Annotated in this window: 24 protein-coding genes and 1 tRNA gene; 7 read left to right on the top strand and 18 right to left on the bottom strand. The window is 68.8% G+C overall.

The window, feature by feature from the left end; all coding sequences use genetic code 11:
• Positions 1–3: 3 nt before the first annotated feature.
• The 11 genes from rpsA to BDK89_RS22165 all read right to left on the bottom strand — a co-directional run bounded on the left by rpsA (position 4) and on the right by BDK89_RS22165 (position 12,981).
• A complete protein-coding gene (gene rpsA / locus BDK89_RS11265; protein ID WP_133871069.1) occupies positions 4–1,218 on the bottom strand; it encodes a 30S ribosomal protein S1 in 1,215 nt (404 codons plus the stop codon).
• Between the two features lie 221 nt (positions 1,219–1,439).
• Positions 1,440–2,165: an SAM-dependent methyltransferase gene (locus tag BDK89_RS11270; RefSeq protein WP_133869036.1), complete on the bottom strand. Its 726-nt coding sequence runs from the start codon at positions 2,163–2,165 to the stop codon at positions 1,440–1,442.
• On the bottom strand, positions 2,158–3,183 hold the full coding sequence (locus BDK89_RS11275; RefSeq protein WP_133869037.1) for an ABC transporter ATP-binding protein: 1,026 nt from the start codon (positions 3,181–3,183) through the stop codon (positions 2,158–2,160). The genes BDK89_RS11270 and BDK89_RS11275 overlap by 8 nt, the downstream gene beginning before the upstream one ends.
• 34 nt (positions 3,184–3,217) lie before the next feature.
• Positions 3,218–4,804: an ABC transporter permease gene (locus BDK89_RS11280; RefSeq protein ID WP_133869038.1), complete on the bottom strand. Its 1,587-nt coding sequence runs from the start codon at positions 4,802–4,804 to the stop codon at positions 3,218–3,220.
• A 58-nt stretch (positions 4,805–4,862) separates the two neighbouring features.
• The gene (locus BDK89_RS11285; RefSeq protein ID WP_133869039.1) at positions 4,863–5,888 is read right to left on the bottom strand and encodes an extracellular solute-binding protein; all 1,026 of its coding nucleotides are present in this window, start codon (positions 5,886–5,888) and stop codon (positions 4,863–4,865) included.
• A 7-nt stretch (positions 5,889–5,895) separates the two neighbouring features.
• Complete coding sequence (locus BDK89_RS11290) at positions 5,896–8,505, bottom strand: AMP-binding protein (RefSeq protein WP_133869040.1); 2,610 nt, start codon at positions 8,503–8,505, stop codon at positions 5,896–5,898.
• Positions 8,506–8,564: 59 nt separating this feature from the next.
• Positions 8,565–11,234, bottom strand: a complete 2,670-nt coding sequence (gene polA, locus BDK89_RS11295) for a DNA polymerase I (RefSeq protein WP_133869041.1) — start codon at positions 11,232–11,234, stop codon at positions 8,565–8,567.
• Between the two features lie 57 nt (positions 11,235–11,291).
• A complete protein-coding gene (locus BDK89_RS11300) occupies positions 11,292–11,867 on the bottom strand; it encodes an ANTAR domain-containing response regulator (RefSeq protein ID WP_208294049.1) in 576 nt (191 codons plus the stop codon).
• Positions 11,868–11,937: 70 nt separating this feature from the next.
• Positions 11,938–12,225 (bottom strand): hypothetical protein, encoded by a 288-nt coding sequence (locus BDK89_RS11305; protein ID WP_133869042.1) that lies wholly within the window; start codon positions 12,223–12,225, stop codon positions 11,938–11,940.
• 1 nt (position 12,226) lies between these two features.
• Positions 12,227–12,299: transfer RNA gene (locus BDK89_RS11310), tRNA-Leu, on the bottom strand.
• Positions 12,300–12,381: 82 nt separating this feature from the next.
• On the bottom strand, positions 12,382–12,981 hold the full coding sequence (locus tag BDK89_RS22165; protein WP_133869043.1) for an RDD family protein: 600 nt from the start codon (positions 12,979–12,981) through the stop codon (positions 12,382–12,384).
• A gap of 160 nt (positions 12,982–13,141) precedes the next feature.
• Between BDK89_RS22165 and fabD the strand changes: the two genes are divergently transcribed.
• The 5 genes from fabD (at position 13,142) to BDK89_RS11340 (ending at position 17,527) form a co-directional block, all read left to right on the top strand.
• Positions 13,142–14,314: an ACP S-malonyltransferase gene (gene fabD, locus BDK89_RS11320; RefSeq protein WP_133869044.1), complete on the top strand. Its 1,173-nt coding sequence runs from the start codon at positions 13,142–13,144 to the stop codon at positions 14,312–14,314.
• An 18-nt stretch (positions 14,315–14,332) separates the two neighbouring features.
• Entirely contained in the window at positions 14,333–15,286 is a 954-nt protein-coding gene (locus tag BDK89_RS11325) for a beta-ketoacyl-ACP synthase III (protein WP_133869045.1), read from the top strand.
• Positions 15,283–16,026 carry a 3-oxoacyl-ACP reductase FabG gene (gene fabG, locus BDK89_RS11330; protein WP_133869046.1) on the top strand — a complete coding sequence of 248 codons (744 nt, stop codon included), beginning with the start codon at positions 15,283–15,285 and terminating at the stop codon, positions 16,024–16,026. Before BDK89_RS11325 ends, fabG begins: the two co-directional genes overlap by 4 nt.
• A 71-nt stretch (positions 16,027–16,097) precedes the next feature.
• Positions 16,098–16,334: an acyl carrier protein gene (acpP, locus tag BDK89_RS11335; RefSeq protein WP_133869047.1), complete on the top strand. Its 237-nt coding sequence runs from the start codon at positions 16,098–16,100 to the stop codon at positions 16,332–16,334.
• Positions 16,335–16,339: 5 nt separating this feature from the next.
• Complete coding sequence (locus BDK89_RS11340) at positions 16,340–17,527, top strand: beta-ketoacyl-[acyl-carrier-protein] synthase family protein (RefSeq protein WP_133869048.1); 1,188 nt, start codon at positions 16,340–16,342, stop codon at positions 17,525–17,527.
• Positions 17,528–17,556: 29 nt separating this feature from the next.
• On the opposite strand, the gene fabZ is transcribed toward BDK89_RS11340, so the two are convergent.
• The 4 genes from fabZ to BDK89_RS11360 all read right to left on the bottom strand — a co-directional run bounded on the left by fabZ (position 17,557) and on the right by BDK89_RS11360 (position 21,236).
• Complete coding sequence (fabZ, locus tag BDK89_RS11345; RefSeq protein WP_243839150.1) at positions 17,557–17,976, bottom strand: 3-hydroxyacyl-ACP dehydratase FabZ; 420 nt, start codon at positions 17,974–17,976, stop codon at positions 17,557–17,559.
• Between the two features lie 587 nt (positions 17,977–18,563).
• Positions 18,564–19,346 (bottom strand): tryptophan synthase subunit alpha, encoded by a 783-nt coding sequence (gene trpA / locus BDK89_RS11350; protein WP_133869050.1) that lies wholly within the window; start codon positions 19,344–19,346, stop codon positions 18,564–18,566.
• Entirely contained in the window at positions 19,343–20,554 is a 1,212-nt protein-coding gene (trpB, locus tag BDK89_RS11355) for a tryptophan synthase subunit beta (RefSeq protein WP_243839151.1), read from the bottom strand. Before trpB ends, trpA begins: the two co-directional genes overlap by 4 nt.
• 28 nt (positions 20,555–20,582) lie before the next feature.
• Entirely contained in the window at positions 20,583–21,236 is a 654-nt protein-coding gene (locus tag BDK89_RS11360) for a phosphoribosylanthranilate isomerase (RefSeq protein WP_133869051.1), read from the bottom strand.
• A gap of 87 nt (positions 21,237–21,323) precedes the next feature.
• On the opposite strand from BDK89_RS11360, the gene BDK89_RS11365 reads away from it, so the two are divergent.
• Positions 21,324–22,325, top strand: a complete 1,002-nt coding sequence (locus tag BDK89_RS11365) for an FUSC family protein (protein ID WP_133869052.1) — start codon at positions 21,324–21,326, stop codon at positions 22,323–22,325.
• 28 nt (positions 22,326–22,353) lie between these two features.
• On the top strand, positions 22,354–22,569 hold the full coding sequence (locus BDK89_RS11370; RefSeq protein WP_208294050.1) for an amphi-Trp domain-containing protein: 216 nt from the start codon (positions 22,354–22,356) through the stop codon (positions 22,567–22,569).
• On the opposite strand, the gene BDK89_RS11375 is transcribed toward BDK89_RS11370, so the two are convergent.
• The 3 genes from BDK89_RS11375 to BDK89_RS11385 are packed head-to-tail and all read right to left on the bottom strand — an operon-like array spanning position 22,570 to position 25,090.
• Positions 22,570–22,932 carry a SpoIIAA family protein gene (locus BDK89_RS11375; RefSeq protein WP_208294051.1) on the bottom strand — a complete coding sequence of 121 codons (363 nt, stop codon included), beginning with the start codon at positions 22,930–22,932 and terminating at the stop codon, positions 22,570–22,572.
• 36 nt (positions 22,933–22,968) lie between these two features.
• Entirely contained in the window at positions 22,969–23,742 is a 774-nt protein-coding gene (gene trpC / locus BDK89_RS11380; protein ID WP_133869054.1) for an indole-3-glycerol phosphate synthase TrpC, read from the bottom strand.
• 25 nt (positions 23,743–23,767) lie between these two features.
• Positions 23,768–25,090 carry a glycine--tRNA ligase gene (locus tag BDK89_RS11385; protein ID WP_133869055.1) on the bottom strand — a complete coding sequence of 441 codons (1,323 nt, stop codon included), beginning with the start codon at positions 25,088–25,090 and terminating at the stop codon, positions 23,768–23,770.
• Positions 25,091–25,113: the final 23 nt, after the last annotated feature.

The following is a 25,113-nucleotide window of genomic DNA, read 5'->3' on the forward strand; positions in this document are numbered from 1 at the left end:
GCCTCAGGCCTCGTCGGCGGGGGCGGCGTCGTCGCCACCCTCGGCAGCCGCTTCGTCGCCGGCGTCAGCCGACTCGAACTCGGCCCAAGCAGCCTCGACCTCTTCGCTGGCGGCCCAGTTGCCCTCGTCGTCGACCTCGAAGTGCTCCGAGTACTCGGGGGCGAGCTCGCCACCCTCGGCGGCCTGCTTGATCGACAGCGAGATGCGGCGACGCTGCAGGTCGAGATCGATGATCTTGACCCAGAGCTCTTCGCCCGGCGTGACGACCTGCTCGGGCGAATCGACGTGGTGCGCCGACATCTCCGAGATGTGCACGAGACCTTCGATGCCGTCGCCCACCTGGACGAACGCACCGAACTGGACGAGCTTGGTGACACGGCCGTAGACGAGCTGCCCGACCTCGTGGGTCTCGGCGAACTCCTGCCACGGATCGGCCTGGGTGGCCTTGAGCGACAGCGAGATGCGCTCGCGACTGAAGTCGACGTCGAGGACCTGGACCTTGACGGGGTCGCCGACGGCGACGACCGAGCCCGGGTGGTCGACGTGCTTCCACGACAGCTCGCTGACGTGGATGAGTCCGTCCATGCCACCGAGGTCGACGAAGGCGCCGAAGCTGACGACCGACGACACGGTGCCCTCGCGGACCTCGCCGATCTTGAGGTTGTTGAGGAAGCTGTCGCGCGTCTCCTTCTGGGTCTCTTCCAGGTAGGCGCGGCGCGAGAGCACGACGTTGTTGCGGTTCTTGTCGAGCTCGATGATCTTCGCCTGGACCGTCTGGCCGATGTACGGCTGGAGGTCGCGGACACGACGGAGCTCGACGAGCGATGCGGGGAGGAAGCCACGCAGGCCGATGTCGACGATCAGGCCGCCCTTGACGACCTCGATGACCGGACCCTCGACGATCTCGTCGGCTTCCTTCTTGGCCTCGATGTCGCCCCACGCACGCTCGTACTGCGCACGCTTCTTCGACAGGACGAGGCGTCCTTCCTTGTCTTCCTTGGTGAGGACGAGCGCTTCGACCTGGTCACCCATGCTGACGACCTCGGACGGGTCGACGTCGTTGCGGATGCTCAGCTCGCGGCTCGGGATGACACCCTCGCTCTTGTAGCCGATGTCGAGCAGCACTTCGTCCTTGTCGATCTTGACGACGGTGCCGTGCACGAGCTCACCGTCTTCGACTTCGACGATCGTGCCGTCGATGGCGTCGGCGAAGCTCATGCCGAGGTCGTTCGAGACGACCTCACGCGGTGTGTAGTTGCCCTCTTCGTCGAAGGTACCGAAGTTGGAATCGGTGGTGGGCTCGGTGGTAGTGGTATCGGACAAGGAATGGACTGCTTTCGAAACGGACATTGAGTAGTGCTCTGGGCGCGCCGGGAACGCCCCAACGCAGGCGACCATGGTAGCAGCACACCCGCCGAGGCGGCCACGTTCCCGCAGGATCAGCGCCGGGTGGCGATGACGAGGAACTCGGCGGTGTCGGTGGTGGGCTCGGCGCGACGGTACGCACCCGGCTCGACCGAGTGGATCGCGTCGACCTCAAGCCCGGTCAGGTCGCACAACAACCGCAGCTCGCGGGGTGTGTAGCAGCCGGTCCAGAGGCTCGTCTCGGCCGCCACGCCCGCCTCGTCCCGGATCTCGGTCCGCTCGTGGTTGACGCCGGTGTCGGCGTCGAAGTCGGCGCCCTCCCAGTGTTTCACCACGAAGTACGAGCTGAAGGCGCTCAACGCCAGGCGCCCGCCCGGCGAGAGCGCCTGCGAGATGCCGGCGAGCACGGTGCGGTCGTGACCATCGGCGGTCATCAGGCCGAAGGCGCCCTGGCAGAGGCAGATGACGGCGTCGAACCTCCCGGCGAGGTCGTCGCGGTCGACCAGGTGCCGGGCGTCCATCCGTTCGAAGGTGGCGCCCGTCGGCGCACCGTCGGCGGCGAGGTCGACGAACCGCCGGCTCACGTCGACACCGTGGGTGGCGATCCCGCGTTCGGCCAGCTCGTACGCGTGACGGCCCGGGCCGCACCCGACGTCGAGCACCCGCATGCCGGGTTCGAGACCGAGCTCGTCGACCAGGAAGTCGATCTCCTGGCGGGTTCCCTTGGTGAACGAGTACCGCAGGTAGGCGGCGCCGAGGTGGTCGGCGACGTCTTCGAACCAGTGGTCGCGGTCAGGCATCGAGCACCACCGGATGGTGTCCGGGACGGAGTCGTGCCTGCACCGACGAGCCGACCTGGACGGGTTCGAGGTGGTTGCGCAGCGACTTGACGGCGGCGCCGTTCGCCAGCCGCACCGTGTAACACCAGACCGTGCCGCGGAACTCGGCGTGTTCGACCACGGCACCGTCGCCGTGCTCGAGCACGATGTCGTCGGGTCGGAGCATCAGCGTCCGGTCGGTCGCCTCCGGCTCCGTGAGTGCGGTGAGCTCGTCGGCGAGGCCCACGACGTCGGACGCCGCGGCGACCGGCACATAGCTCGCCTCGCCCATGAACGACGCGACGAACCGGTCGACCGGGCGGTGGAAGACCACGTCGGGCGCCGCCACCTGCACGACCCGTCCGGCGCGCATGACGGCGATCCGGTCGCCGACGGCCAGGGCGTCGTGCTGATCGTGGGTCACGAAGACCGCCGGCGTGCGCGTCGATCGCAGGATTGCCACGACGTCGTCGCGGACTCGGGCACGCAGGTTCGTGTCGAGGCTCGCGAACGGCTCGTCGAGCAGCATGAGGTCGGGGTTCGGCGCCAACGCACGAGCGAGGGCGACCCGCTGCCGTTCGCCACCGGACAGCTCGTGCGGATACCGATCGGCGTACTCGGACATGCCCACGAGATCGAGCATCTCGGCCGCCCGAGTGGGCGCGGTGTCGTCGCGCACCCCGAACGCCACGTTGTCGGTGACCGACAGGTGCGGGAACAGGGCGTGCTCCTGGAACACCAGGCCGACTCGACGCTTCTCGGGCGGCATCTGGACGCGCCCGTCGTCGACGACTCGGTCGCCGAGACGGATCGTGCCCTCGTCGATCGGGTGGATGCCGGCGATCGCTCGGAGGAGGGTCGACTTGCCGCAGCCACTCGGCCCCACCAGGGCGAGCACCTCGTGGTCGGCGAGCTGGATCGACACGTCGTCGAGCGCGACGACCTGACGGTCGAACCGGCCGAACCGTTTCGTCACGTGGTCGAACTGCAATGCCGTCATCGGCGCTCCGTGATCGATAACACCAGCGGACAAGCTATCCGGGGCGTTCGAGACGGCGCGAGAGCAGTGCGACCGGGATCAGTGCCACCAGGATGATCGACAGCGCGGGGAGTGCCGCCTGCTCGTACCGCGACTCCGAGGCCAGGTTGTAGACCCACACCGGCAACGTCTCGAAACCGAACGGTCGGAGCAGCAGCACGATCGGCAGTTCCTTCAGGGCGTCGACCCCGACGAGGATCGCCGCCGACAGCAGTGACGCCTTCGACAGCGGCAGGTGCACGCGACGGATCGTCCCGATCGACGAGGCGCCGAGCGATCGCGCCGACGCGGTCATCTCCTCCGAGACCTGTCCGAGTCCGGACTCGACCGCCCCGAGCCCGGGAGCGAGGAATCGGACGACGTACGCGTACACCAGCACCACCAGCGAGCCGGTCGCCACGGCGCCCGGCAGGTCGAGCCCGATCGCCTCGAGCAGTTCGTCGGCGCCGACGACCGCGAGGATCACGCCCATGCCGACGACCGGGCCCGGCACGGCGTAGCCGATGGCCGCGGCACGAGCGGCCACGCCGGTGAGTCGGCGACTCCCGAACCGCTGGGCGTTGGCGACGACGACCGCCGCCACGAGGCAGACGACCACGGTGATCACCATCAGTTGGACGGAGTTCGACAGGTACTCGGGGAACGAGTCGACGAGCGGTGTGCCTCGGTCGCTCGTCTGTTCGCGCACGGCCCAGACGACCAGCTGCAGGACCGGGCCGGCGAAAGCCGCCACCACGACGGCGCCGCACGCGACCGACGCCGCCACGGCGCGCCACCCGGTGAGCACCCGACGTTCGAGACCGGCACCCTCTCCCCCGCTCTGCCCGAACCGGGCCCGACCGCGTGCGATCCGCTCGATCGCGATCGCGACGAGGGCGAAGGCCAAGACCACCGTGGCGATCTCGGCAGCCGCATCACGGTCGTAGGTGCCGCGCCAGATCCGGAACACGCCCACCGACACGGTGTCGACACCGAAGTACTGCACCGTGGCGAAGTCGGTGAGCGTCTCCATCATCACGACCGCCGCTCCGGCCGCGATGGCCGGCCGCACCAGCGGGAGGACGACACGCCGTGCGGCCTCCGTGGGGCCGGCGCCGAGGATCCGTGCCGCGAAGTAGGCGCCACCCGCCTGGTCGCGAAGCGCGGCGCGAGCCAGCAGGTACGTGTACGGGTAGAGCACGAGGGTGAACGCGATCGTCGCACCCCAGATCGACTCGATGTCGGGGAACCATGCGTCGGTGCCGAACCAGCTCCGCCATTGGTCTTGCACCGGACCGGTGGGTCCGAGCGTGGCGAGGGTGAGGAAGCCGAGGATGTAGCTCGGCATCGCGAGCGGCAGGATCAGCATCCAGCCGAACACCCGCACGCCGGGGAACCGGTAGGCCGACACGAGCCAGGCCAGACCCGTGCCGAGCAGCGTCGAGCAGACGCCGACCCCGGCGAGCAGGAGCGCGGTGTCGACGATCTCGCCGGGCAGGCGGGTCGCCCATTGCTGCGACCAGACGTCGCTCCGCGGCGTCAGGATGCTGGCGGCCAGCATGGCCACCGGGATCACCACGAGCGCGGCGATGAGCACCGACATCCACGACCACCCGCTCCGGGAGGTCGGTCGACGGAACTCGATCACCGTGCCGCCCCGATCAGCCGTAGCCGGCCTCGTCCATCAGCCGGACGGCGTCGGGGTTGAGCGCGCCGAACACCGACGCCTGGAGCGGGTCGCGCACGAAGTCGACGCCGAACCGTTCGACGAGCACCTCGTCGGGCGGGACGTCGGGGTTGGCCGGGAACTCGTGGTTGCCGCCGATGAGGACCTGCTGGCCGTCGGTGGCGAGCCACTCGAGGAAGACGAGGGCGTCCTCGGGGTGGCTGGAGTGGGTCGTGATGCCGCCACCCGACACGTTGACGTGGGTGCCGCGGTCGTCCTGGTTCGCCCAGATCAGCTCGACGTCGAAATCGGGGTTCTCGTCGTATTCGCGTGCGAGGTAGTAGTGGTTCGTCACGCCGACCTCGCACAGCCCGTCGTTGACGGCTTCGAGGATCAGGACGTCGTTGCCCATGATGTCGGCGTTCGCCGCCCAGCCTTCGACGATCTCGAGCGCGCCGTCGTAGCCGTGGTGCTCGATCAGGCTGGCGACGAGCGACTGCTGGTACACGTTCGAGGCGTTGCGCATGCAGACCCGGTCGTTCCACTCCGGATCGGCGAGTTCCTCATACGAGGTCGGCAGGTCGTCGACCGCGATCTCGTCGGGGTTGTAGACGATGGTGCGGGCCCGCACCGTCAGCCCGTACCAGAGCCCGTCGGGGTCGCTCAGCTCGGCCGGGATCGCCGACGACAACACCTCGGACTCGATCGGCTGGAAGAGGCCCTCCTCGGCTGCGGCGGCCAGGTTGCCGGCATCGACCGTGATGTAGGCGTCGGCCTTGGTCTCGTCGCCTTCGGCCGCGATGCGCTCGCGGAGCTCGGCGTCGTTGCCGGTCAGGAACTCGACCTCGATACCGGTCTCTTCCGTGAACTGCTCGAACGCCGCCTCGATGCCGTAGTGACGTCCGCTGTAGACCCGCAGGACGTCGTCGTCGCCACCGCAGCCGGCGAGGGCGATGCCGCCGACGGCGAGGATCGGGAGTGCGAGACGTCGAGCGTGTCGGCGATCGATTCGGGGGGTCATGGAACTCCTAGACGAGTGAGGTCGCCGGCCGGTTCGAGGCGGCGACGGGTCGGGATCGTACGGCCGGAACGACGCGCTCGCGCACCAGCCGAGGGCCGTGCGTGAACGTCCACCAGACGCCGATCGATGCGAGGACGGTGAGGGGGTAGGCCACCTCGACGATGAACCAGTCCTTCATCGGTGGCCAGATCATGAAGTGACTGATGAGGATCCACATGCTCGCCGCAGCGATGGTGGCGATCGGGGCAACCGCACGCCGGGGCATCGGGATCTCCTTCACCCACACGAGCAGCACGAGACCGGTGGCGATGAAGTACTCGCGCCGGGGGTTGTTGAACACGCCGTACGCGGTGACCAGCGCGATGACGCTCGTGAGCACCTGCAGGTGGCGTCGCGTCGACCGCTGGATCAGCCAGCCGAGGACGAAGAACCAGGCGACCGCGTGGGTGCGGAAGCGCAGGTTGTACCAGTCGCCCAGGTCGGCCCAATCCATCCGGAGGGTGAGCACGAGTCCGAGCATCGTCAGCGGGAACGCGTACGGGAACCGGAGGTCGAGACGCCGGACGAACGGGATCGACGTGAACAGCAGCGTCAGGACGACGACGTGCACGAAGACCTCGATGAACCAGAAGTGCCAGTGGTTGCCGGCGTGCGACCGCGGGCCGATGTAGTTGTTGACGAGTGTCAGGGTGTGCCAGGTGTACTGACCCAAGGCCATGAACGCCAGCGTCCACAGCAGTGTCGGCACGGCGACGCGGAGCACGGTGCGCATGCCGGACCGCAGCCGCGCCCGGGTGTCGGCGATCGGCATGGTGAAGCGGGCCAGGTTGTAGCCGACGACGCCGAGCAACAGGTGCGACCCACCGGGGACGTGCCACAGCCGCATGTGGGTCGAGACGACGGCGAGAATGCCGACGGCGCGCAGGACGACGGTGGTGTCGACACGGGCGAGGCGCTTCGGGGCCCGGTCGGCGGCCAGTTCGGAGACGGGTCGCAGGTGCCAATCGGAGGGCAGTGACCCGAGCGCACGCTCGAGACGGATCGAACACTCGATGTAGCTGAGCGAATCGCCACCGAGGCCGACGAAGGTGTCGTCGTCGGTGATCGAGTCGACGCCGAGCACAGCGGCGAACGTCGCCTGCACCGCACCCTGCCGATCGCCCGGCCCGTCGTCGAGCGGGGTGACGGCCACCGCAGCGTGGGCGTCGGCCAGCAGCGCCGGGTAGTCGAGCTTGCCGTTGCTCGTCCTCGGTGCGACCCGGTCGAACGCGACGACCCGATTGGACGGCAGGCCGGTGGCTCGGACGACGAGCTCGACGGTGCGGGTCGGGTCGGTGTGGGGCGCCGCGACGGCGAGCAGGTCGTCGTCGCCGGCGACGTCGGAAGCGACACCGGCATCGGCCAGGTGGCGTTCGACGTCGTCGAGGTCGATGCGCAGCCCGTACGGCTTGACGCGACGTGCGAGCCGCCCGACGACCCGGACGAAGCCGGTGTCGGGGTCGCGACGACCGAGGTCGCCGGTCCGGAGCTCGTCGATCGTGCGACCTGCGGCGAGATCGGCGTGCTCGGTCGCATACCCGAGCATCACGTTCGGCCCGGTGTAGACGATCTCGCCCGTCTCGGCCCCGGTGTCGTCCATCACGTCGTTCATCGTGTCGACGGCGTCGGTCGGTCGGATCTCGAGGGCCCCGCCGGGGATGGCGATGCCGATCGTGTCGGGGTTCGCCCGCACGTCGGCCGGCGGGACGTACGTCATGCGAGCCGTGGCCTCGGTCGCGCCGTACATCGAGAACCACTGGGCGTGCCACCGATCGGCGCGCTGGGCCCACGCCGCGACCTTGTCGGCGGCCATCTTGCCGCCGGCCTGCGCCAGGAACCGCAGCGTCGGGACACGCACCTGTTCGGGTCCGGCTTGGTCGAGCAGATCGTAGGTGTGCGGCACCCCGGCCAGGTTGGTGACGCCGTGGTCGAGCATGAGGGCCCGGAAGCACGGATCGACGACCGACGTCGACGTGGTGACCACACTGCCGGCCACGGCGAGGTGCGAGTGCAGGATCGACAGGCCGAAGCTGTAGCGGAGCGGCAGGCTCGTGATGCCGACGTCGTTCGAGGTGAGCCCCTGGAACTCGGCGATCGACCGGGCGTTGGCGACGAGGTTGTCGACCGACAGGCGCACGAGCTTGGGGTTGCCGGTCGACCCACTGGTGCTCATCAGCAGGCCGAGGTCGGGGTGGAGCTCGGACGACGGCGCCGACCGGTCGACGGCGAGGTGCCAATCGTCGGCGCCGACCTGCAGCACCGCAGCGGGCGTCCACCGTTCGACCAGGCGGTCGATGTGATCGGCGGCGAGGAGTGGCACGTCGCGGCGGGCCAGGAGCGCCAGGTACGACACGACCCACTCGACGCCGTTGTCACCGGTCAACACCACGATCGACCGGTCGGGCAGCCCGGCGTCGTCGAACGCGGCGACTCGGCGATCGATCAGGCCGACCAGGTCGCCGTACGTGATCGTGCCGTTGCGGTGGGCGATGGCCGGGCGCGCGACGCGAGCAGGGTCTCGGACGTCGAACGGATCGACCGTCGGGCGGACGCCTGGATACGTCGAAGCCGTCGGCACCCCACCAGGTTAAGGAGAGCTAACAGCATTCGCCAAGGCGTCTTCGGGGATTTCGAGAACTACCCCTTGGCGTCGGCCCACGTGGAGCCCCAGGCGACGTTGACCTCGAGCGGGACGTCGAGGTCGGCGGCCCCTCGCATCAGGTCGACGACCAGACCGCCGACGCGCTCGCGCTCGGCCGCCGGCACCTCGACGATGACCTCGTCGTGCACCTGGAGTACCAGCTCGCTCTCGAGCCCGACATCGTCGAGCGCGGCGTCGATGCGCACGAGCGCGACCTTGAAGATGTCGGCGGCCAGCCCCTGGATGCCGGCGTTCATCGCCTGCCGCTCCCCCGCCTGACGGATCCGCCAGTTCGAGTTGAGCAGCTCGGGGATCGGCCGACGACGACCGAACAGGGTCTCGGTGTACCCGTTCTTGCGGGCCTCCTGAACGGTGGCGTCCATGTAGGCCTTGACGTTCGGGAAGGCCTCGAAGTAGGCGTCGAGGATCTTGGCGGCCTCGTCGGTCGGGATGTTGAGGCGCTGGCCGAGCCCGTATGCCTCCATGCCGTACGCCAATCCGTACGACACCATCTTCGCCTTCGAACGCTGATCGAGCGTCACGGCGTCCGGCTCGACCTCGAACACCCGCGACGCCGTCGCGTTGTGGATGTCGCTGCCGCTGGTGAACGCCTCGATCAATCCGGGGTCGGCGGCGAGGTGGGCGATGCAGCGCAACTCGATCTGGTTGTAGTCGGCGACCAGCAGTTCGCGACCCTCCGACGGCACGAACGCCGTGCGGAACACACGGCCGGCATCGGAACGGACCGGGATGTTGTGCAGGTTCGGCTTGTCGGAACTCAAGCGACCCGTGCGTGCGACGGTCTGGTTGAACGTCGCGTGGATGCGACCATCCGGCCCGACCTCGTGCAGGAGTCCTTCCCCGTACGTGCCGCGCAGCTTCTCGACCTCACGGTGACGGAGCAGCGGCTCGATGAACTCGGGCCACTGGTCGCGCAGCTTCTCCAGCGTCTGGGCGTCGGTCGAGTAGCCGGATTTGGTCTTCTTGACACCCTGCGGGCTGAGTTCGCGCTCGTCGTACAGGAGGGCACGCAACTGGGTCGGCGAGTTCAGGTTCAGGTCGTCGCGACCGGCGACCTGGCGGAGCTCGGCACCCAGCGATTCGACCTCGGATGTCAGTCGTTCGTTGATCGACCGCAGGGTGTCGGCGTCGACACCGACACCGACGTGCTCCATCCGGGCCAACACGCGCACCAGCGGATTCTCGATCTCGTGGTAGAGACCGGCCATGCCGTGGGTGTCGAGACTCGCCTCGATCGGCCCGGCGATGTGGTGGACGGCGAGGGCGTCGCGGCCTGCGCGCTGGGCGTCGCTGACGGCCGCACCGTCGAGATCGAGCTGGCCCGACGCCGATGCGTCGTCGCTCGGCGGCGCGTACGAGGTGAACTTCTCGAGCAGGTCGGCCAGCTCGTAGCGGGCCTCGGACGGGTCGATCAGGTACGCGGCGATCGCAATGTCGAGCTGCAGGCCCCGGAGGTCGACGTCGGCCTCGAGGAGACTCCGCATCAGCGCCTTGACGTTGTGACCGCGAAGGTGCTCGTGCGACGACAGTGCGTCGGCGACGGCGTCGTCGCGCAGCAGTGCGCCGGCGAACCACGCAACCTCCGACGACGACGCATCGGTCACGAACGCCACTCCGACGACGTCGGATCGGCCCGGTTCACCCGACCAGACGGCGGCGAGGTCGACGACGTCGAGCGATCCGAGAGCCGACGCGATCGCGGCCGGGTCGTCGAGCTCGGTGACCTCGGCAACGAGCTCGTCGCGAGGCGAGCTTCCGGCGATGCCGGCGTCCGGCCCGAGCGCATCGGCGAGCCGATCGCCCAGTGTCCGGAACTCCAGGAAGTCGAACAGGCGCTGCTGTTCCTCGGGATGCGGGGTGATCGCCAGATCGTCGAAGTCGACACTGTCGAGCGGGGCATCGTGGCGCAGCAGCATCAGTTCGAGGTTCTTGCGCGCCCGCTCCTCGTGCGCACCCAGATTCTCGCGCAACTTCGGCGTCTGCTCGTCGACGTGTTCGAAGATGCCGTCGAGGCCGCCGTACTTGTTGATCAGCTTCGCCGCGGTCTTCTCGCCCACCCCGGGCACGCCCGGCAAGTTGTCGGAGTTGTCACCACGGAGCGCCGCGTACTGCGGATACAGGGCAGGCGACACCCCGGTGCGCTCCTCGATCCCCGCCTCGTCGTAGAGGGCGTAGTCGCTGACGCCGCGCTTGTTGTACAGCACCTTGACATGCGGATCGGCCACCAGCTGGTAGCTGTCGCGGTCGCCGGTGACGATGATGACGTCGTCGCCGCGGTCGACCAGCCGGTCGACGGCGCTGGCGATCAGGTCGTCCGCCTCCCAGCCGGCCGCGTCGACCTGCTGGATGCCGAGCGAGTCGAGGACCTCACGCACGAGACCCATCTGCTGGCGAAGAATGTCGGGCGCCGCCTCGCGCTGCGCCTTGTACTCGGGCTCGGCCTCGTGCCGGAACGTCGGCTCCGGACGGTCGAACGCGACGAGGATGCCGTCGGGTTGATGGTCCTTCAGCACGTTGATGAGCATCGACGTGAAGCCGAAGACGGCGTTGGTCACCTGCCCGCTGGCCGTGGCCATGTCGGGCGGGAGTGCGAAGAACGCCCGGTAGGTCAGCGAGTTGCCGTCGACGAGGAGGTAGGTACCCACCCGACGGAGGTTACGCCGCGCGGGAAACATCCCACGGCGTCGGTGACGATCCGGGCGTCAGGGTCGCAAGGTGCCGTCGAGGATCCGCTCGGCGACGTCGCGCATCTTGGTGCGCTCGCTCATGGCGGTGCGCTGGATGAAGCTGAAGGCGTCGCCTTCTTTCATGCCGCACTCGTCGATGAGCAGCCCCTTGGCACGGTCGATCGTCTTGCGGGTCTCGAGCTGTTCGCCGAGCGCGTCGACCTCGCCGGTCAGGTTGCGCAGTTCGCGGAACCGGCCGATCGCCACCTCGATCGCCGGGACGAGATCGCTCTTCTGGAACGGCTTGACGAGGTACGCAAGCGCACCGGCGTCGCGCGCCTGCTCGACGATCTCACGCTGGCTGAACGCGGTGAGGATCAGGACACCGCAGAGCTTCTCGCTCGTGATGATGCCGGCTGCCTCGAGCCCGTCCATCCCGGGCATCTTCACGTCGAGCACGGCCAGATCGGGTTCGAGCTCGCGAACGAGCCGCACGGCTTCGTCGCCGCGACCCGTTTCGCCCACGACGTCGTACCCCTCTTCTTCGAGGGTCTCGCGTAGGTCCATCCGGATGATGGCCTCGTCTTCGGCGATGACGACTCGGAGTGACAACGTGGTTCCTTTCTCGGCCCGCCGGGTGCGGGCGGCACCATTCAATCAGAGCGAGCCGTACCTGCCCTGTTCAGGATCCGGTGAGGCGGTCGAGCAGTTCGTCCTGCTTGGCCTCGAGCTTGGCGATCTCGTCGACCACGTGGCGCCTCGTCTTGTCGAGTGCCGCCGCATGCTTCTCGGCCTGCGTCGCTTCCTGCGCCGCCCCCGGCGTCTCCGAGACGAGCGCTCGCAGCGCCGTGTCGTCCGCGTCGGAACGCAGGTACATCACCTGCTCGTCGAGCTGCGCCAACTCGGCGCGCAGCTGTTTGAGACGGGTCGCATTCTGCGACAACCGACGCTGGGTCAGCCAGGCTGCCATGTGCCCCGGGTGGGATTCGAACCCACACTTGACGGTGTTTGAGACCGCTGCCTCTGCCGTTGGGCTACCGGGGCGTGCGCGACGAGGCTAGCGCCGCGACCAGCGCAGCAGAGCCTCCGTCGCCAGGTCGTCGTCGCAACGATCGTGACCGTCGGACTACTTGTCGACGACGATCGTCTTGGCGGCGAGATCCCAGACGGCCTGACGAAGCGGCTTCGTGAAGAGGAACACGAGGCTGACGATCACGATCACCAGGTTGATCAGGCCACCGAAGTTGGCGAGCGGCAGCAGCGCGAGCGCGCCCGGCACCGCCCAACGAATGATGGCGTGTGACCACTCGACCGGCTCGCCGTTGCCGGCCTGCACCACGCGCATGCCGAACGCGAGCTTCATCGGCGAACCGCCGAACTGCTTCGTGCAGACCGCATCCCAGACGAAGCCCACGGCGGCACCCATGATGCTGATCAGGTAGAGCTTGCCGAAGCTCGCATCAGTGCCGAAGCCACCGAGACCGCCGTCGTCGTCACCGCTCAACACGATCGCCGAGAAGATCGACCCGAAGACGAGGCCGACGATGAGGCCGTCGAGGAAACGGGCGCCGATCCGCTTCCACGGCGACGGGAGGGTGCGGTTGCCGGGCACGTACGGACCGCCGGGAACGCCACCGGGCACGCCGTCGGCGCCACTCGGGCCACCCGGCGGGGGCGGCGGCATCGAGGACGGCGGCGGTGGCGGCGGTGGCGGGGTCGAACTCATAGCCGCAGCGTAGGCGTGACGCGCGACACGACAACCGACCACTTCATGACAGGTCCGTGACGACAACCGCGATGACCCATCCGGCACGTTGCCGCGAAAAGTCGCGGGTTACCCACCAGTAGTGCTGGCACGCCGTCCGAATCGGTCTAGCCTCGCCTCGATGCTCGCCTTCACCTTCCCCGGACAGGGGTCGCAGCGACCCGGCATGGGCCGACCCTGGGTCGACCACGAGAGCTGGGAACTCGTCGACGAGGCGAGCGATGTCGCCGGCCGCGACGTCGGTGCACTGCTGCTCGACGCCGACGCCGACGAGCTCCGCGACACCCGCAACGCACAGCTCACGACGTTCGTGTCGAGCTTGATGGTCCTCGACGCCGTCGAACGCCTCGGCATCGAGGCCAGCTTCTGCGCCGGACACTCGCTCGGTGAGTACACCGCGTTGGCCGCCACCGGTGCGCTCGGCTTCGACGAAGGCGTCGTCCTCGTCGCCGAACGCGCTGCGGCGATGCACGACGCCGGCAGCGAGCGGGTCGGGACGATGGCGGCGGTGCTCGGCCTCGACGACGACCAGGTCGAGGTGGCGTGCAATCTCGCCGACGCCGACGTCTGGGTCGCCAACTTCAACGCACCCGGCCAGGTGGTCATCGCCGGCTCACCCGACGGTGTCGAGGCAGCCGGCAAGCACGCCAAGGACCTCGGTGCGAAGCGGGTGATGCCGCTCCAGGTGTCCGGTGCGTTCCACACCGCGTTCATGGCACCGGCACGAGACCGGCTCCGCGACGCGTTGGCAGCGGCCGACATCCGCGATGCCGAGATCCCGGTCGTCTCCAACGTCGATGCGAAGCCGCACGACCGAGGCAACGAGTGGTCGGCGCTGCTGTCTGCACAGCTCGCGAGCCCGGTTCGCTGGAAGCATTCGCTCCAGACGCTCTCGTCGCTCGGCGTCACCGACTTCGCCGAACTCGGCCCGGGCGGTGTGCTGACCGGCATGGCGAAGCGAAGCGTCGACGGCGCCCGCACCATCTCGGTCGCGACACCGGACGACCTCGACAAGCTCGTCGAGTGGATGGGTGGCACCGCCGACGCCGGCGCCGCCTCACTCGAGGGCGAGCATCTCTTCGCCGTCGAGCGTCTCGTGGTCTCGCCTGCGGCCGGCATCTTCACACCGGCAGCCGTCGCGTCCGGCGATCTGATCGACGTCGGCACCGTGATCGGCCAGGTCGGCGAGCACGAGGTCCGGTCACCGTTCCGCGGTGTGCTCCAGAGCTTCATCGCCGTCGACACCGAACGCGTCACCTCGCGCCAGCCGATCGCCTGGCTGCGCACCGACTGAGGGCAACAGGGGGTACCAATGCCTGCCATCCGACCCGGCGCCACCGGCGCCGTCATCTCCGGCTGGGGAACCGCACTTCCCGAGAAGATCGTCACGAACGACGAACTCGCCGCGACCATGGACACCAGCGACGAGTGGATCCGCGCTCGCACCGGCATCGAGGAGCGACGGGTGGGCGGTTCGACCGCCGGGCTGTCGGCCGACGCCGGCCGCCAGGCGCTCGAGATGGCCGGGCTCACGCCCGACCGGATCGACGCACTCGTGCTCGCCACCACCACGCCCGACAAGCAGTGGGGCACCGCGGCACTCGTCCAGAACGAACTCGGCCTGTCGTGCGGCGCCATCGAGGTCAATGCCGCCTGCACCGGCTTCATGTACGCGCTGGTCCAGGCACACGGCATGATCGCCATGGGTGCCGATCGCGTGCTCGTGATCGGCACCGACACGCTCTCACGCATCACCGACTGGGACGATCGTGGCACCGCTCCCCTGTTCGCCGACGGCGCCGGCGCCGTCGTGCTCGAGTCGGTCGAGGGCGCCGGTCAGCTGCTCGGCTGGGATCTCGACGCCGACGGCTCGTTGCTGTCGATCCTCCACGCCGACGTCGGCGGCACCATCAAGATGGAAGGCAAGGAGGTCTTCCGACGGGCGGTCCGGCTCATGGTCGACTCGGCCGAGAAGGCGATGACGCACGCCGGGGTGACCGCCGACGACATCGACCTCGTCGTGCCGCACCAGGCCAACATCCGCATCATCCAGGCCGCCTGCGAGCGCCTCGGCGTGCCGGTCGAGAAGGCGGCGACGGTCATCCATCGCACCGGCAACACCTCGTCGGCGTCGATCCCGCTCGCGCTCGCCGACGCTCTCGACCACGGACGCGTCCAGCACGGCGACCTGGTCCTGCTCGTCGGATTCGGCGGCGGCATGACGGCCGGCAGCTGCGTGCTGCGTTGGGGCGGTGACGCCGAATGAGCGCCACGCCCGCCGACGCGCCGTCCACGAACGAACCACGCATCGTCCTCATCACCGGCGGTTCACGCGGCATCGGGCTCGCCTGCGCCGAACGGTTCAAGGCGCTCGGCGACCACGTCGCCGTCACCTACAACTCGTCGCCGCCGCCCGAGGGGTTCTTCGGCGTCAAGTGCGACGTCACCGACACCGAAGAGGTCGACGCAGCGTTCTCGGCGGTCGAGGCCGAGTTCGGCGGCCCGGTCGAGATCCTCGTCTCGAACGCGGGTGTCACCCGCGACACCCTCCTGCTCCGCATGAGCGAGGACGACTTCGCCACAGTGCTCGACGCCAACCTCACGGCGTCGTACCGCGTCACGAAGCGGGCGGCTCGCGGCATGTTGAAGGCCCGCAAGGGTCGGATCGTGTTGATGTCGTCCGTCGTCGGCCTGCTCGGCGCTCCCGGCCAGGCCAACTACGCGGCGTCCAAGGCGGGTCTCGTCGGTCTGGCCCGCTCGCTGGCGCGCGAGCTCGGTTCGCGCGGCATCACCGTCAACGTCGTCGCGCCCGGTCCGGTCGCCACCGACATGACCGCCGCCCTCGGCGAGGACCGCCTCGCCGACATCGTCGCCGCCGTGCCGCTCGAACGGGCGGCGACGCCCGACGAGATCGCCGGCGCGGTTGCGTTCCTGGCATCATCCGATGCCGCCTACATCACCGGAGCCGTCATCCCCGTCGACGGCGGCCTCGGCATGGGTCACTGACCCGAACCCAGAATCACCGACCGGGCGACCCCTACACTGTGGGCCGCCCCACCTAGCAAGGAGACAATCCGTTGGATCAAGAACTGTTCGCCCGCTTCCAGAAGTGCGCCGTCGAGGTGCTCTCGGTCTCCGAAGAGCAGGTGACCCCCGACGCCAAGTTCGGTGACGATCTCGACGCCGACAGCCTCGACCTGGTCGAGCTCGTCATGGCGCTCGAAGAAGAGTTCGGTGTCGAGGTGCCCGAGGACGAACTCGAAGGCATCGAGACCGTCGGCCAGGCCTACGAGCTGGTCGCCGCGAAGCTCTGAGCAACATGCAGGGTCAGGGCCGCCGCGTCGCGATCACCGGCCTCGGTGTCGTCGCCCCCTGCGGGCTCGGCAAGGAGGCCTACTGGAACGGGCTGCTCGGTCCGGGGCTCGACGGTGTCGGGCGCCTGACCGAGATCACCGACTGGGACTCGTCGCCGTACTACGAGTCGCCGAAGGTCGCGCGTCGCGCCGACGGTGTCGAGCAGTACGCCATCGCAGCCGCCGCCGAGGCACTCGAGCAGGCGGGCGAACTCAGCGTCGACCCGTCGCGCATCGGCACGATCTTCGGCACCGGCGTCGGCGGCATCCACACCCTCGAAGAGCAGATCACCGTCCGCATCGACAAGGGTGAGCGGCGCGTGTCGCCGTTCCTCGTCCCGATGATGATGGCGAACGCTCCCGGCGCTGCGGTGTCGATGCGGCACGGCTTCCAAGGGCCCTGCGAGACCATCGTGACGGCCTGCGCGGCCGGCACGCACGCCCTCACCTACGCCGCCCGACTGATCGCCTGGGGTCTCGCCGACGCCGTCATCGGCGGTGGCTCCGAGCACGCCGGCACGATCACGGCCCTGGCCGGGTTCGGCAACATGACCGCGCTGTCGTCGAGTGGCACCAGCCGCCCGTTCGACACCGACCGTGACGGTTTCGTCATGGGCGAAGGCGCTGCCGCGTTCGTGCTCGAGGAGTGGGACACCGCCGTCGCCCGCGGCGCCACGATCATCGGCGAGATCATGGGTGGGGCCAGCACGGCCGACGCCCACCACATCACCGCTCCGTCACCGGGTGGCGTCGGCGCCATCAGCTGCATGCGTCAGGCGCTCGACGACGCCGGGATCTCACCGGCCGACGTCAAGCAGATCAACGCGCACGGCACGTCGACCCCGCTGAACGACGCCGCCGAGGCGGCCGCGATCACCGACGTGTTCGGTGCCGGTTCGGTTCCGGTCGTCTCCACCAAGGGCGTCACCGGTCACGCCCTCGGCGCTGCGGGCGCACTCGAGGCTGCAGCGGTGCTGCTGTCGTTCGAACACGGCCTCATCCCGCCGACGGCCAACACGAAGGTGCTCGACGACGAGATGCAGATCGACGTCGTCATCGGCGAGCCACGTGAGTGGACGCCCGGCCCCACGATCTCGAACAACTTCGGGTTCGGCGGCCACAACGGCACGATCGTGCTCGGCCCGGCGGGCTGAGCACACCGGATCGGGTTCGTCGTCGTCGGCTACTGCTGGTCGACGACGACGAACATCAGGTCGGCCTCGGTCGCCACCTCGCCGTTCAGGAGCGCTCGACCGCTCCCCTTCCCCGCACGGGTACTGAGGCGCGTCATCTCGCATTCGAGCACCAGCTCGTCGCCCGGCCCGACCTGCCGACGGAAACGCGCCTTGTCGAGGCCGCCGAACAGCGGCAGCTTGCCCGAGAAGCGCTCGTCGGCGAGCACGGCGAGTGCGCCGACCTGAGCGATCGCCTCGCACATCAGCACGCCCGGCAGCGTCGGACGCCCCGGGAAGTGACCGGCGAAGAAGTACTCCTCCCCCGTGAGCCGCCAGATGCCGCGCGCCGACTCACCGGGCACGAGATCGACGATCTCGTCGACGAAGAGGAACGGCGGTCGATGCGGGAGGAGCTCGTCGGGGCGCACGACGGCAGCGTAGGCGACGAGACCGCGACGCTCCGCACCGACGACCCGCACCGACGCTCCGCACCGACGATGAACGGTGATCAACGACGATCGACGGTCGACCGACACGGCTGCGGCATTGAGAGAACACTGAAATAGTGGCCACATGACGTGGCTCTCACGCGACGTGATTGTGGTCCCACCGTCACTCCACGTCGCGCAAATGCCCAGATCACGACGTCTCTTTCAAGAAACTTTCGGAAATTTGGCAAGTGGTCTCACGCAGAGTGCTATTGTTCCCACTGACCGTTTGTCCCAGGTCGGAAGGAGGCAACCATGCACTACGTCAGGCCGTGCTGATTCCACATGCGCCGACGACCGCGGGACGGTCGCAGTGAGCCGGGTGCCTCCGCCCACTGACCGACCCGACCACGGCGTCGACGCACGATGATCGCTCCGGTCCGCACGGACGGTGACTGGTGGGGCAACGTCACCAACGGCGGCAGCCGGCGATCGCACAGAACAGGAAACGGGGGACCCGGCTCGCCGGGTCCCCCGTTTCGCGTGCGGTGGAGACCGGGCACCGGCCCGGGTCAGGCCGGTTCGCGTCAGTGCCGGTCGATCGAGGCGCGGACCTCGGCGACGTACTCACCGACGGCATCGGGGCCCTGATCGATGAGGCGGCGCATCATCGACGCGCCCTGGATCACACCGTCGGCGACGCGAGTTGCCTCGTAGGCCTGCTCGGCGTTCGAGACGCCGACACCGACGAGCACCGGCACCTCGGTGATCGCCTTCAGGCGTCCGGCGAGGGCGGTCGCCGTGGCAGCGAGTTCGTCGCGCTCACCCGTGACGCCGAGCAAGCCGACCGAGTACAGGAAGCCTCGGGCGCGGGCGGCGACTCGCGGCAGGCGATCGTCGGGCGCCGTCGGAGCGGCGAGCATGACGGTCTCGACGCCTTCGTGATCGGCGGCCCGGGTCCACGGCTCGGACTCCTCGAGCGGCAGGTCGGGCAGGATGCAACCCGAGACGCCCGCCTCGACGAGTCGGTGGGCGAACCGGCGGTGGCCGTCGTGGTGCACCAGGTTGTAGTACGTCATGACGAGCAGGGGGATCTCGACGTCGAGGCGTGGCACCTCGTCGAGGACCGACTGCGGCGTCGCGCCGCGATCGAGCGCCGCCTGCGACGCCTGTTGGATCACCGGACCGTCCATGACCGGGTCGGAGAACGGGATCCCGATCTCGACGGCGTCCGCGCCCTGTGCGGCACAGGCGCGGATCGCGTCCTGCCAGCCCGGGTAACCCCCGGTGATGTACGGGACGAGCAGCTTGTGCCCGGCGTCGCGCTTGGCGCGGAACTCGGTCTCGATGCGGCCGAACGTCTCGCTCACGCCTCGCCCCGATCGCCGAGCACGTCCATCATCTGTGCGACGTCCTTGTCACCACGACCCGACAGGTTGACCACGACGGTCTGGCCCTGGATCGTGTGCGCCTCACGGCTCAGCCACGCGATCGCGTGGGCCGACTCGAGCGCGGGGATGATGCCCTCGGTGCGGGACAGCAACTGGAACGCCTCGACGACCTCGTCGTCGGTGACGTTGGGGTACTCGGCCCGCCCGATCGACGACAGCCACGAGTGTTCGGGCCCGACGCCCGGATAGTCGAGGCCGGCCGAGATCGACAGCGCCTCTTCGACCTGGCCGTACTCGTCCTGCATCAGGTAGCTGCGCATGCCGTGGACGACGCCCGGCACGCCGTGACGAACCGCCGCTCCCCCGGCGGGCTCCACACCGACCAGTCGGGCGTCGGTGTCGACGAAGCCGGTGAAGATGCCGATCGCGTTCGAACCGCCGCCGACGCAGGCGACGACCACGTCGGGATCGCCCCCGGTGGCCGCACGGCACTGCTCGCGTGCCTCGTCGCCGATCACCCGGTGGAACTGGCGCACCATCCACGGGTACGGGTGCGGCCCCATGACCGAACCGAGGCAGTAGTGCGACCCGTCGACCGTCGCGACCCAGTCGCGCATCGCCTCGTTGACGGCGTCCTTCAGCGTCTTCGATCCGGAGTGGACGGCCTCGACCTCGGCGCCGAGCAGCCGCATCCGGAACACGTTCAGCGCCTGTCGTTCGACGTCGACGGCGCCCATGTACACCTTGCAGTCGAGACCCATCAACGCGGCGGCGGTCGCCGTGGCGACACCGTGCTGGCCGGCGCCGGTCTCGGCGACGAGTCGTTGCTTGCCCATCCGCTTGGCGAGGAGCGCCTGCCCGAGCACGTTGTTGATCTTGTGCGAACCGGTGTGGTTCAGGTCTTCGCGCTTCATGAAGATGCGCACGCCGAGTTCCTCACTCAGGCGGAAGCACTCGGTGAGCATCGACGGCCGACCGGCGTAGTCACGCAGGATCGTGTCGAGCTCGTCGCGGAACTCGGGATCGGACCAGGCCTCACGGAAGCCGGCCTCGAGCTGCTGGCAGGCGGGCACCAGGGTCTCGGGGACGAACCGGCCGCCGAACTCGCCGAACCGACCGGTCGGGTCGGGTTCGGACATGAGGGAGTCATCGTCGAATCGGGTGTCGAAGGGGGTGGTGTCGGTCATCGGGAACGGTCCGTGGTCGGGGGCGGGATTATTCGTCAGCCCAGTCGTAGGGCAGATCGTCGGGGCCGAGATACGGCGTCGGTGCGGCGGCACGTGCGTTCGCGATGAAGCGCCTGACCTTGCTCGGGTCTTTCTTGCCGGGTGACAACTCGACGCCGGAGGCGACGTCGACGCCCCACGGTTCGACGGCCTGGATCGCCGACGCGACATTGTCGGGGTCGAGTCCGCCGGCCAGGATCAGACGCACCGAGTCGGGGACGTCACTCACGACGTTCCAGTCGAACAGCTTGCCGGTGCCTCCGCCGGGTGAGTCGACCATCACCAGATCGGTGCCGTACTGGTCGGCCTTGGCCAGGTGCGGCGAGTCGGCCCCGAACGCCTTGATGACGTAGCGAACGTTGTGTGCGATCTCCCGAGTCTGCTCGATCGTCTCGCGTCCGTGGAGCTGTACGGCCTTCACGCCGGACTTGTTCGCGATCTCGACGACCCGCGACGGATGCTCGTCCTTGAACACGCCCACCGTCAGCACCTCGGGCGGGAGCCGGCGGGTGATGTCGTACACCACCTGCGGCGCGACCTGGCGCTGTGACGGGGCGAAGATGAAGCCGACCGCGTCGGCACCCATGGCGACGGCGAAGAGCGCGTCGTCCTCGTTGGTGATCCCACAGATCTTGACGAACATGTGCGCCCGATCCTACGCGAGCAAGGGCCCGACCACGCGGTCCGTTCAGCACGTCGTCGCGGGCCGCAGCGCGTAGTGTCCGAGTCGGTGGACGAGACAGGCGGAGGTCGGGCCGCGCCGACGACACGGCAACGGATCGAGCGGACGGTCGGCGTCGCCGTGTTCGGGTTGCTCGTCGTCGCCCCGATGATCGTGGCGATCGCCACCGACCGATCCGACGTCGTGATGCCGCTCCAGTTCGGCGCCCTCGCCGGTGCGGTCGGCACGCTCGCAGGACGACGTGCCGCTGCCATCACGATCGCCTTCGGCGGTGTGGCCGTGTTCGCCGGCGGCCTCGTCGGCACCTCGGTACCCGCCGCCGTGGCGGTCTTCGGCCTGCTCGGCGTCGGCGTCGGCTGGTCGGCGATCGACGGACTGTCCAAGACCGTCAACGTCGGCGCCATCGCGGCCGGCTTCGCCGTGTCGCCGACGGTCGACGTCGGCGACGCCGCACTCGACGCCGTGTTGCTGGTCGGCGGGGCGCTGTGGGCCGCCGCAACGCTCTCGCTCCTCGTCCGACGGGGCACGATCCACGTCCACGTACCGGCCGCGACGCTGTCGCGCCGATCGGCGATCGCGTACTCGGTCGGTCTCGGGCTCGCCGCAGCCGTCGTGAACGGGCTCGTCGTCGGGTACGAGGTCGAGCACGGCGCCTGGGCCAACCTCACCCTCTTCCTCGTCGCTCTTCCGTCACGCCACGACCTGTACCGAAAGGCGCTCGAACGGACGACCGGCACGGTCGTCGGTGGGGCGGCCGCCCTCCTCCTCGCCCGGGCACTACCGTGGCCCGACCTCTGGAGCGTGCTCTCGCTGCTCGCCATCGTGCCGATGCTCAAGGAGATGACGAACCGCTACTGGGTGTACTCGGCGTACCTCACGATCATGGTCGTGTTCAGCTCGTCCGATTCGACAGCGTCGCTCGTCGAGGCGAACCGCGACCGTGTCGTGCTCACCGCCGTCACCGCCGGGGCCGTCGTCGGGGTGGCGTGGATCGCGAACACGGTGTGGACGAGGACCCATCCGGATCACGAACCTCCGGCCCTGTCCTGATCGTCCCGGCCCGGCCACAATGAGCGGCATGGAGCTGTTCGAGATCGAAGAAGAAGGTCGGATGTCGCGCGAGGAGGCGGCGAAGCGGTTGCACGCCCTCGCCGACTCGCTGGAGCGTCACAACGAGATCGAGTTCGTGCGCGACGGCATCCGCACGCGCGTCGCCGTCCCCGACAAGGTCGAGGTGGAGGTCGAACTCGAGGTCGGCGACGAGAGTTCGATCGAGATCGAGATCAGCTGGTGATCAGCTGCTGATCCAGCCGGTCGCATCGTCGAGGGCGTCGGTGTGGAAGGTGCGCACCTCACCCGGCATCATCCAGCCGAACGCCTTCACCGTGCGCTGCAGCCAGGTCGCGTCGGTGACGACGGCGATCTTGTCGTACGCGGTGAACGTGCGTGCACCGAGCTTCGCGTCCTCGAGCATGGCGTCGGCCTCGTAGCCGGTGAACTCTTCACCGAGCACGTACAGCAGACGGATCTTCTCGTGCTCGGCCCGAGCCGCCTCGATCGCCGGGACGAGCACGTCCTCGTAGTCGTCGTCCTCGACTTCGCCGATGGCGCGGATCCCGACCACGTTGCCGGGAAGGTTCTCGATGAGCTGCAACATGCAGCGGACACTAGAACAACGCGGTCGATGCCGAGTTCAGCCGATCATGTCGGCGATCGCCGCAGCGGGATCGCCGCTGGTGACGAGCGTCTCGCCGACCAGGACGGCGTCGAAACCCGCTGCGTGCAGGGCACGGGCATCGTCCGCGCCGCGGACCCCCGACTCGGCGACTCGGACGACGGTGTCGGGGATGACCCGACCGACCCGAACCGCTCGTTCGTGGTCGACCTGGAACGTGACGAGGTCGCGCTGGTTGACGCCGACGAGGGTGGCGTCCGCCGCCATCGCCGTCTCGAGTTCGGCTTCGTCGTGGATCTCGACGAGCACGTCGAGGCCGATGTCGGTCGCCAGCGCGTGCAACTCGGCCAGTTCGTTCGGGTCGAGCGCCGCCGCGATCAGCAGCAGGCAGTCGGCACCCATGATGCGAGTGTCGGCGACGTCGTGTGCGCAGACGGTGAAGTCCTTGCGGATGACCGGCAGCGAGCACGCTGAGCGGGCCGCCTGGAGGTCGGCGACCGACCCGCCGAAGAACTCCTCGTCGGTGAGGACCGACAGGCACGCCGCTCCCCCACGCTCATAGATACGAGCCATCTCGGCCGGGTCGAGCCCGGCGTTGAGGTCGCCCTTCGACGGCGACCGCCGTTTGATCTCGCTGATGACCGCCAGCGTCGGCGACGCTGCCAGCGCGGCGCGGAAGCCGCGCGTGGCGGGCTGGTCGCGGGCTTCGCTGATCAGGTTGTCGAGCGACCGGGTGTCGGCCGCCGCCACCTCACGGTGTCGTTCGAGGATCGAGTCGAGGTACGTCGCCATCGTCAATCGGCGGGCGTCGCGGCCCTCAGAAGCCGAGCTTCTCGGTGAGCAGCGGCATGAGCTCGGCGATCGGCACGCGCACCTGCTCCATCGTGTCGCGTTCGCGGACGGTGACCGCGTTGTCGTCGAGCGAGTCGAAGTCGACCGTGATGCACAGCGGCGTCCCGATCTCGTCCTGGCGGCGGTACCGCTTGCCGATCGACTGGGTCTCGTCGTAGTCGACCATGTAGCGATCGCCGACGAGCTTGCGGACCTCGTGCGCCAGCGGCGTCAGGGTGTCCTTCTTCGAGAGGGGCAGTACCGCCACCTTGTACGGGGCGAGGCGCGGGTGCAGCCGGAGCACGGTGCGGACGTCGCTCTTGTCGCCGTCGCCGACCTCCTCCTCGTCGTACGCGGCGAGCAGGAAGGCCGCCATCGTGCGGGTGGCTCCGGCCGCCGGCTCGATCACGTACGGAACGTAGCGCTCGTTGTTCGGCTGGTCGAAGTAGTCGAGCCGCTCGCCCGAGTGCTCCGAGTGCTGCTTGAGGTCGTAGTCGGTGCGCTGGGCGATGCCCTCGAGCTCGTCCCAGCCCCACGGGAACGTGAACTCCACGTCGGAGGTGCCGGTCGAGTAGTGCGACAGCTCGTCGTCGTCGTGGGCACGGATGCGGAGCATGTCGGCGGGGATGCCGTGGCGGACGTACCAGTCGAGCCGCTCGTTGCACCAGTACTCGTACCACTGCGGGCCCTCGGCCGGCGGCACGAAGAACTCGAGCTCCATCTGCTCGAACTCGCGGGTGCGGAAGATCCAGTTCTGCGGGGTGATCTCGTTGCGGAAGCTCTTGCCGACCTGGGCGATGCCGAACGGCGGCTTCTTGCGGGTCGTCTGGAGTACCTGTCCGAAGTTGGTGAACATGCCCTGGGCCGTCTCGGGGCGCAGGTAGGCGTCGGCGCCCGACCCCTCGACCGGGCCGGCCTGGGTCTTGAACATGAGGTTGAACTCGCGCGCCTCGGTGAAGGAGTTCTTGGCGCCACACGACGGGCACGTGTTCGGGTCGTCGAGCTTGTCTTCGCGGAACCGGTTCTTGCAGTTGGTGCAATCGACGAGCGGGTCGGTGAAGTTCGACAGGTGCCCCGAGGCCTCCCACACCTGCGGCGGGCCGAGGATCGCGGCGTCGATCAACACGACGTCGTCGCGCTGCTGCACCATCGCCCGGACCCATGCCTCCTTGACGTTGCGGAGCAGGAGCGAACCGAGCGGGCCGTAGTCGTAGGTCGAGCGGAAGCCGCCGTAGATCTCGGCGGACGGGTACACGAACCCGCGGCGCTTGCAGAGGTTGACGATCTGGTCGAGCTCGGTTGCCGGCATAGGGCGACCAGGCTAGGGCCTGA

Source organism: Ilumatobacter fluminis, assembly GCF_004364865.1.
Classification (GTDB): domain Bacteria; phylum Actinomycetota; class Acidimicrobiia; order Acidimicrobiales; family Ilumatobacteraceae; genus Ilumatobacter; species Ilumatobacter fluminis.